The organism is Caballeronia arvi (genome assembly GCF_001544695.2).
GTDB classification, from domain to species: domain Bacteria; phylum Pseudomonadota; class Gammaproteobacteria; order Burkholderiales; family Burkholderiaceae; genus Caballeronia; species Caballeronia arvi.
In genome coordinates, this window is record NZ_FCOM02000180.1 from 1 (window position 1) to 2,493 (window position 2,493).

Sequence of the window (2,493 nt, forward strand, 5' to 3'; positions counted from 1 at the left end):
TCGACGACGAGAATGACGCCGACATACGCGAACATCGCGAGCGTTAGCCACTTGAGCACCCGGGCATAACGCGCATAGGGAATGCACCATTGCAGCGCGAGCGACGCGCCGCCCGACGCGAGTGTGAGCAACGCGAGCGAACCGTCGCAAAACACGCGCAGCGCAATGCCCATCGCGAGTACATCGACGGCGATATTGAACGTATTGGCGAGCAGAAACCGCGCGACGGCAAAGTAGAAGAACTGCGGCGAGTAGTGCTCGCGCATGTTCACTGTCAGGCCGCGGCCTGTAATCGCGGCCACTCGACTCGCGATCAGTTGCAGCGCGACGGTCGACGGATAAGTGAGGACACACACCCACAGCATGTCGAACCCATACCATGCGCCGGCGAGTGAATACGTCGCGAGGCCGCTCGGGTCGTTGTCCGACGCAGTCGTCACGAGTCCGGGGCCAATGTCGGCGGCCCACGAACGGGCGGGCCGGGCGCTGCCCTGCACCTTGCTATCTGGCTTGTTATGAAGAAAGCGCACCGGGCGATTCCGCGATTGATGGGCCGCTCTGCGCACAAAACGTTCCTCTCGCGCAGGTGGTTCAGCCTGAATTCCGCATCCCGCGCCTTGGAGTTCGCGCTGATAGCCGCGCTCAATATTGCCGCGCTACAACCGTGCGTGCTTCTCACTAGCGCCCTATGCGGTTCCGCAAATTCCCTGATAGAGAACAACAAACCGAACGCTGAATTCCTTTAATTGAATCAATTACGCTGCAGAGATGCTGAGGCGACCGCTTCGGTCTCGGCCTCCTTCGACGCCCTCTACGACCGCGCGAAGCATGGCCGTGATGCTGGAAACCGACCTTCCGCATGTGCTGCGCGAAATGATCTATGTATGCCGTCTCGCGGGCCCGCTTCCCGTGCCCGGCGTCTATGACGGGCTGATCGACAACATTCCGTTCGGCGCGGCGATGAACAAAGGCCTGGCCTGGCGCATGTCCCAGACGCACGTGAACCGCTGGACGGATGACCTCTTACGGCGCATTCAGGAAGGTCAGATCGATTCGTCCTTCGTCATCACGCACCGCGTCTCGCTCGCGGACGGCCCCGATATGTACAAGACATTCCGCGACAAGGAAGACGGCTGCATTCGAGGTCGCGCTCAAGCCATGAAGCGGCGAAGGCGCGCGGCACGTGCATTGCGCAAAGCCCGCATGCCTTCACGAAAAGCGACGTCCATGCCGCACGTCGATGAACCCTTGCTCGTCGTCTCGCCCCATCTCGACGATGCCGTCTTCGGTTGCGGCGTCGCCGTCGCCGCTGCGCCGGATTCGATCGTATGCACGGTTTTCGCGGGCGTGCCAGACGATGCGCTCATCACCGGCTGGGATGCGCAATGCGGCTTCACGAACGCGCATCAGGCGATGCGCGCGCGTCGCGCCAAGGACGCCGCCGCGCTCGACATGCTCGGCGCGCGCGCCATCCATCTCGGCTTTCTCGATTCGCAATATGCAGGCGATAGCCCCGCCACGCCCGATGAGATAGCCACGGCCCTGCTCGACGTGATCCGCGCGACGGCCTGCCGCGCGCTCGTCGCTCCGCTGGGCCTTTTTCATTCGGATCACGACCTCGTGCATCGTGCGTGCCGCAAGGCATGGCTCGCTGATCCAACGCTTGCCTGCATCGCATATGAGGACGCGTTGTATCGGCGCATGGACGGGCTCGTGCAGACGCGCCTCGCCGCTCTCTGCGCTTGCGGCATCATCGCGACGCCCCCGTCAGAGCGCATCGATGCGGCTCTGTTAGCGCGTCATCACGAAGCGAAGCAGCGCGCCGTGAGCCGCTATGTGAGCCAACTGAAGGCGTTCGGCCCGAACGGTTACGACGATGTCTTCGCGCCCGAGCGCTTCTGGACCTTGCAGCCCGCACACCATGAGCGATGAACGAGTCGTTCTTCCCGACGCGGACCGCGCGCGGCTCTCCGTCGTCGTGCTGACTTACAACCGTGCCGATCAGGTTCTCGACACGCTTGCAAGACTTGCCGCGCTGCCCGATCGCATCGAGATCATCGCGGTCGATAATGCCTCGAACGACGGCACGGCCGAGCGCATCGCGGCAAACTTTCCGTTCGTGAAGCTCGTCCGCGCGCCGCGCAACCTGGGCGCGGCGGGCCGCAATCTCGGCGTAGCCCGCGTCGAAACCGAATACGTCGCGTTCTGCGACGACGATACATGGTGGAGTCCCGGCTCGCTGTCCCGTGCCATCGACGTGCTCGATGCCGCGCCGCGCGTCGGCGTGCTGAGCGCGCGCGTGATCGTCGGCGAACACGGCGCAATCGATGGAACGTGCGTGCGCATGCGCGATAGTCCACTCGCGCGCGACGGGCTGCCCGGCCCCGTGCTCATCGGCTTCATGGCGGGCGCGTGTGTGTTTCGCACGGACGTCTTCCGGCAAACGGGCGGCTACGAGCCGAGGCTTTTCATCGGCGGAGAAGAGGCGCTCGT

At 63.9% G+C, this 2,493-nt stretch carries 3 protein-coding genes and 1 pseudogene; 3 read left to right on the top strand and 1 reads right to left on the bottom strand.

The genetic code is table 11. The features are described from left to right. Positions 1 to 530, bottom strand: a 530-nt coding sequence (locus tag AWB74_RS44025; protein ID WP_235024956.1) for a divalent metal cation transporter, incomplete at its 3' end; no start/stop codon positions are given. A 267-nt stretch (positions 531 to 797) separates the two neighbouring features. Between AWB74_RS44025 and AWB74_RS44035 the strand changes: the two are divergent. The 3 genes and pseudogenes from AWB74_RS44035 to AWB74_RS44045 all read left to right on the top strand — a co-directional run. After that, positions 798 to 1,162: pseudogene (locus tag AWB74_RS44035) on the top strand (glutathione-dependent formaldehyde dehydrogenase); the annotation flags it as partial. 65 nt (positions 1,163 to 1,227) lie between these two features. After that, positions 1,228 to 1,932: a PIG-L deacetylase family protein gene (locus tag AWB74_RS44040; RefSeq protein WP_061152735.1), complete on the top strand. Its 705-nt coding sequence runs from the start codon at positions 1,228 to 1,230 to the stop codon at positions 1,930 to 1,932. Further along, positions 1,922 to 2,493 (top strand): glycosyltransferase family 2 protein (locus tag AWB74_RS44045; RefSeq protein ID WP_143749534.1); only part of this gene is annotated, 572 nt, incomplete at its 3' end. The genes AWB74_RS44040 and AWB74_RS44045, both read left to right, overlap by 11 nt.

Excerpts from the sequence above, each read along its gene's own strand:
- AWB74_RS44040 (WP_061152735.1), top strand. The coding sequence starts at position 1,228 with ATGCCGCACGTCGATGAACCCTTGCTCGTCGTCTCGCCCCATCTCGAC.